7 protein-coding genes are annotated in these 4,987 nt (G+C 35.7%); 3 read left to right on the top strand and 4 right to left on the bottom strand.

Going from position 1 to position 4,987, the window contains the following annotated elements; all coding sequences use genetic code 11:
* Nucleotides 1-62: 62 nt before the first annotated feature.
* From LJE08_RS12620 to deoC, 4 genes are read right to left on the bottom strand one after another with little or no spacing between them, the layout of a single operon-like run.
* A complete protein-coding gene (locus tag LJE08_RS12620) occupies nt 63-479 on the bottom strand; it encodes a C-GCAxxG-C-C family (seleno)protein (RefSeq protein ID WP_227403409.1) in 417 nt (138 codons plus the stop codon).
* A gap of 22 nt (nt 480-501) precedes the next feature.
* Nucleotides 502-1,374 (bottom strand): sugar nucleotide-binding protein, encoded by an 873-nt coding sequence (locus LJE08_RS12625; RefSeq protein ID WP_227403410.1) that lies wholly within the window; start codon nt 1,372-1,374, stop codon nt 502-504.
* A 3-nt stretch (nt 1,375-1,377) separates the two neighbouring features.
* Nucleotides 1,378-2,295, bottom strand: a complete 918-nt coding sequence (locus LJE08_RS12630; protein ID WP_217256778.1) for a type I phosphomannose isomerase catalytic subunit — start codon at nt 2,293-2,295, stop codon at nt 1,378-1,380.
* Between the two features lies 1 nt (nt 2,296).
* Nucleotides 2,297-2,971, bottom strand: coding sequence for a deoxyribose-phosphate aldolase (gene deoC / locus LJE08_RS12635; RefSeq protein WP_186999710.1), 675 nt, complete (start codon nt 2,969-2,971; stop codon nt 2,297-2,299).
* A gap of 122 nt (nt 2,972-3,093) precedes the next feature.
* Between deoC and LJE08_RS12640 the strand changes: the two genes are divergently transcribed.
* From LJE08_RS12640 to LJE08_RS12650, 3 genes are read left to right on the top strand one after another with little or no spacing between them, the layout of a single operon-like run.
* On the top strand, nt 3,094-3,675 hold the full coding sequence (locus LJE08_RS12640) for a GNAT family N-acetyltransferase (protein WP_117925813.1): 582 nt from the start codon (nt 3,094-3,096) through the stop codon (nt 3,673-3,675).
* Nucleotides 3,675-4,571, top strand: a complete 897-nt coding sequence (locus LJE08_RS12645) for a haloacid dehalogenase-like hydrolase (protein WP_117925815.1) — start codon at nt 3,675-3,677, stop codon at nt 4,569-4,571. The genes LJE08_RS12640 and LJE08_RS12645 overlap by 1 nt, the downstream gene beginning before the upstream one ends.
* Nucleotide 4,572: 1 nt before the next feature.
* A complete protein-coding gene (locus LJE08_RS12650; protein WP_117925817.1) occupies nt 4,573-4,884 on the top strand; it encodes a PTS sugar transporter subunit IIB in 312 nt (103 codons plus the stop codon).
* Nucleotides 4,885-4,987: the final 103 nt, after the last annotated feature.

A 4,987-nucleotide genomic window follows, 5' to 3' on the forward strand; every position in this document is an offset into this window, starting at 1 on the left:
CCCGAACTAGACCCCAAATGATTGCGCTAAAACCCTAAATGATTTTGGTTACCCGAAGAATCCTATAATAGGTGTTCTTCCTCTATTGTTTTTTCTAGAGCTTTTGCCGCTAATAAACAAGTGTTCATACATTTGATGTTTGGATCCGTACTATGATGTACAGGTTTGATGTGTGCGCAATCTAAACTGCCTAATAGTTCTTTAAAGTTACGTGTATGTTTTTGAATCAATGGTCTTAATTCAGGTAACATTTCATGTGCTTTTGTCCTGCATACCATTTTTGATAGGGCAGCAATCGATCCGATTAATGCACCGCATGTACTTCCAATAAACATGCCGCCACCAAATCCAGCCATCATTTTCATGTCTTCTTCTGAAATATCTAATTGATATGTTTCATTGCAGGCATGAAGTAGTGTTTCTGAACAGTTATATCCGCTTTGGTAATATTTTTTAACGTTTTCCTCAAGTATAGTCATAAATAGCCTCCTACAAGCTATTTTAACTTTTCTTCCATCCAAAATCCATTAGAATTTCATTTACATCTTCTTCAAATGTTGCGAAATGTATCCCAAGACTTTCTAGTTTTTCACTATCTAAACGATAATCTCTGAATCGATCTTGGTAGCGTTCGTTGTTTGGTAAAATGATTTCTTCAATCAGTTCATCACTTGCACCTAAGGCTTTAGCCACATATTTTGCGGATTCATATGTGGTCATAGTGTTCTTTGATGCTACATGATAAATGCCTGGTTCAAGTTTTGTGATTTTATCAAATTGGGTTGCCAAATGCTTGGCATATGTCATACCACGTTTTTCATTCACAGTAAATAATGTAGGAGTATGGCTGATTAGCGCATTCATGACATTTTTAATGATGCTTGGACTTGCCTTGATGCCTGGATAGCTTAGCCCCATCATCCATGTAAAGCGTAAGATGATCGCATCATCCAATTGTTGTTGAATCAACTCTTCGCATTCGATTTTATTTTGTCCATATACAGTCACAGCACTTAATGGTTCGTCTTCTTTAAAAGGACCACGATTTTCTTTTCCATTGAAGGCTTGTTCGGTTGAACAAAAAATCAATTTAGCACCTTTTTCTTTACAACAATCAATGATCGCTTGTGTACTTTCTACATTGATTTTATGAACTAAATCTGGATGTTCATTACAGAAGGCTGTAGTTGCATTGGCAGCAGTGTGAAAACAAACGTCAAAATCTTGAGAAGCTACAAATTTTTTTACGTCTTCAGGATTTGTAAGGTCTGCATCCTTTCTTGTCATGCAGATCCAGTTAAAGTTATCTTTTTGATACGCTCTTACTAAGCTTGCGATATAGCCATTGGCTCCGGTAACTAAAATGGTTTTCATAAATTAGTCCTTTCTAGGATTTGACACTAATAGGTGTGCTCCTTGTTTGATTGTGATTTTTTTGGATGCGAATGGTACAAATAGACTATCATATTGTGGTAATACAATTTCTTCATTGTTCCATACGATTGTACAATCTGAATCAATATTGGATAGAATCATGTAATGTTCATCACAAGTTAGATCCATATCAGAATCAGCATAAACTTCATCTACAGTAAAATTAGGACAGTCTCCAATTCGGTGTGTTTCCTGTTTTTGTGGAACAAAAGTAGGTTTTAAATTGAAGTTTGTGACATCAAAAGATTCTTTGACATGTAAAGGACGCGTTTTTCCATCTTTTCCTTTACGGTTGTAGTCATAGAAACGATAGGTTGTGTTCGAGTTTGTACCTACTTCTAAAGCTAAGATGTCTTTTCCCAAGGCATGAAGCATACCACTAGGAATGATGATGTAGTCTCCTTTATGAACTTTTACTTTGTTTAAATATTTTTCAACATCATTGTTCATTAAGGCATTTTTAATTTCATCTGCATCATTGATTGTTGTTCCGGCAACTAGAGTCGCGCCTGGTTTGGCATCTAGAATATACCAACTTTCATATTTTCCGTAATCATTGGAGTGTTCTAGGGCGTAATCATCTTCAGGATGAACTTGAATGCTTAATGCATCCTTTGTGTCTAGATAAGCCAATCGTAATGTTTCGTGAAGCGTAAAGCCTTTACCTAATACTTCATCCGGATTTTCTTGAATCATTTTCATTAATGTTTTATTAGTTCCAATAATTTTGTTTGAACAATAAGGGTGGGCACTGACTTCCCACCAAGTTCCATAGTCTTCATCGATGCCTCTAGCTTTAGAGATGTGGTTGGTTCCCCATATTGTGTAATCATGAATGGGTTCTAATAAAAATGGTTTCATGTTATTTTGCCTCGGCTTCAAATTCTTCTAAGATTTTTAGGGATGAGCTTGTTCCAATTCTTTGTGCACCTGCATCAATCATGGCTTTACATGTTTTCCAATCACGAATGCCTCCAGCCGCTTTAACTTTCACTTGTCCTTCGACAGTTTCAACCATTAATTGAACATCTTCTAAAGTGGCTCCACCAGTCCCAAAGCCTGTGCTTGTTTTGATGAAGTCTGGTTTTACTTCTTTGGCAATTAAAGCAACTTGTTTGATTTCATCTTTTTCTAAATAACAATTTTCAAAGATAACTTTTGAAATGACGTTATGTTCTCTACAAGCAGAAACAATACTTTCCATTTCTTCTTTAATGTAGTCCCAGTGGTGCATTTTAGCTTGCCCAATATCAATGACATAATCGATTTCGTCAGCTCCATCTTCAATCGCAATCTTTGTTTCGGCAATTTTAGATGCTAGGCCAGCTTGTCCTAAAGGAAAGCTGATGGCAGCTCCTACATGTACGTTTGTTCCTTTTAATTGTTCTTTACAAAAACGAGTCCAAGTTGTATTTATCGCAACCATAGCGGCACCGATTTCTTTTGCCTCATTACATAATTTAGTTAGATCAGCTTCAGTGGCATATGGTTTTAAGAATGTGTGGTCAAAATAATTTGCGAGTTGTGTTTTGTTCATAATTGATTACCTCTCTTTTACGGTTTCATTCTAGAACGTAAAAAAAGAGAAGTCAAGTAAATGTTATAACATTTAAAGCGTGAAAGATTATGTTATACTAATTTTAGGAAATGGAGAATTATATGACAGTATTAGATACAAGTATACCTTATGAAAAAGTATTGATGGTCATGGCACGCAAGACCATTCGTAAAGAAATCGAATTAAATCAAGAATTTCATTATGTTGAATTTGATGAATCATTAAAAGAAGCTTGGTGCAAGCTACAAACCCAGGTTTGTTTATTTGAAAATCTAGAAGAGGCAAGAAAGAAATGGGATAGTATGCTTACAAGAGATAAGGATTTCTTTTCTAAACATTTCTTGTTTGTCGCAAATGAAAATAATGAACTAGTTGGCAGTGCAGGACTTTGGTTTGGAAATGATTTTGAAGAAAGTAGACTTCGCGTACATTATGTGGCGGTAAGTTTATCAGCTCAACATAAAAAGATTGCGCAGGCCATGCTTACAAAACTTTGTATGATGTACGATACAATTCCAAGTAAGTATCCATTGTATTTGGCAACCCAATCGCAAAGTTATGGAGCTATCAAGTTATATTCAAGACTTGGTTTTACACCGTATTTAGGGGCTTATAAGGGTTGTACAGAACAAAAGAGTAAGAATGCGTGGCAAAATGTCACAGAAATTTTGAGGAGTAAGTAATGAAAAGATTAATTAGCGCAAATGCATCCGAAATTTTAAGTATGAATGCACAAGAATTGAAACAAAGTATTAAGGCAAGTGAGGGGCGTGTCATCTTGTCTGAAAATGTAGCGCCTAGAGAAAGTTTTATTGGGGATATCACAAATGCAGAGATTGCCAGAGCTTTTGGGTCGGATATGATTTTGTTGAATTGTTTAGATGTATTAAATCCATATATTTTTGGCTTAGAACATAATAAAGATAACTTTGTAGATGAACTACATCGTTTAGTAGGACGCCCAATTGGGGTGAACTTAGAACCGGTTGATTTAGAAGCTGAAATGTTAGAAGATCGTTTGGATATTGCGAAGGGTCGTCAATTAAATTTGGAAACAGTCAAAAGATTAGATGAAGTTGGTTTTGATTTTGTATGTCTTACTGGAAATCCAGGTACGGGCGTGACAAATGAACAAATTGAAAAGGCAATCTCATTCACAAAAGAAAATTTCTCCGGATTGATCATTGCAGGAAAAATGCATGGTGCTGGATCGGATGAGCCAGTGGCAGATCTTGAAATCGCAAAACGCTTTGTGAAGGCAGGGGCAGATGTTATCTTAGTTCCTGCTGTTGGAACCGTTCCAGGATTTGATATGGATGATTTAAAGGCAGTATGTAAAGAAGTGCATTCTTGTGGTGGTTTAGTTCTTTCTGCGATTGGAACGAGTCAAGAAGGATCTGATACAGATACAATTAAGGATATTGCGATTATGAATAAGATTTGTGGTGTTGATATTCAGCATATTGGAGATGCAGGATATGGTGGAGTGGCTCCAGTAGAAAATATCATGGCTATTAGTAAAGCTGTAAGAGGAGTACGTCATACCGTATCTATGATGGCTCGTTCAATTAATCGTTAATATGGAACAAAAAGTAATTCTGTTAGCTTGTGCTGCAGGCATGAGTACAAGTCTTTTAGTAACGAAAATGCAGGAAGTATCAAAAAAAGATAAGATTTTTGCGATTCCTGTATCGAAAGTAGATCAAAAAGTAAATGAAGAGTCTATTGATGTTATTTTAATTGGTCCTCAAATTCGCTATATGGAAAAAAGAATTAAAGAAAAAATGGCAGTAAAACACATTCCTGTCGGTGTCATACCAATGGAAGATTATGGGCGTATGGATGGGACTAAAGTATTAAAGTATGCATATTCATTGATGAACAAGGGCTGAGAAATCAGGCCTTGTTGTATAATTTGAGTTTATAGGAGATCAATCATTATGATTAGAGAATTACAAAAAGCAGATATAAATAAAGTTGCAGATATATGGTTGG

The organism is Holdemanella sp. DFI.5.55 (genome assembly GCF_020593575.1).
Taxonomy (GTDB): domain Bacteria; phylum Bacillota_I; class Bacilli_A; order Erysipelotrichales; family Erysipelotrichaceae; genus Holdemanella; species Holdemanella hominis.

What these genes read in the sequence shown, in the direction of transcription:
- LJE08_RS12620 (WP_227403409.1), bottom strand. Translation starts at nt 479, where the DNA reads ATGACTATACTTGAGGAAAACGTTAAAAAATATTACCAAAGCGGATAT.
- LJE08_RS12625 (WP_227403410.1), bottom strand. Translation starts at nt 1,374, where the DNA reads ATGAAAACCATTTTAGTTACCGGAGCCAATGGCTATATCGCAAGCTTA.
- LJE08_RS12630 (WP_217256778.1), bottom strand. Translation starts at nt 2,295, where the DNA reads ATGAAACCATTTTTATTAGAACCCATTCATGATTACACAATATGGGGA.
- deoC (WP_186999710.1), bottom strand. Translation starts at nt 2,971, where the DNA reads ATGAACAAAACACAACTCGCAAATTATTTTGACCACACATTCTTAAAA.
- LJE08_RS12640 (WP_117925813.1), top strand. Translation starts at nt 3,094, where the DNA reads ATGACAGTATTAGATACAAGTATACCTTATGAAAAAGTATTGATGGTC.
- LJE08_RS12645 (WP_117925815.1), top strand. Translation starts at nt 3,675, where the DNA reads ATGAAAAGATTAATTAGCGCAAATGCATCCGAAATTTTAAGTATGAAT.
- LJE08_RS12650 (WP_117925817.1), top strand. Translation starts at nt 4,573, where the DNA reads ATGGAACAAAAAGTAATTCTGTTAGCTTGTGCTGCAGGCATGAGTACA.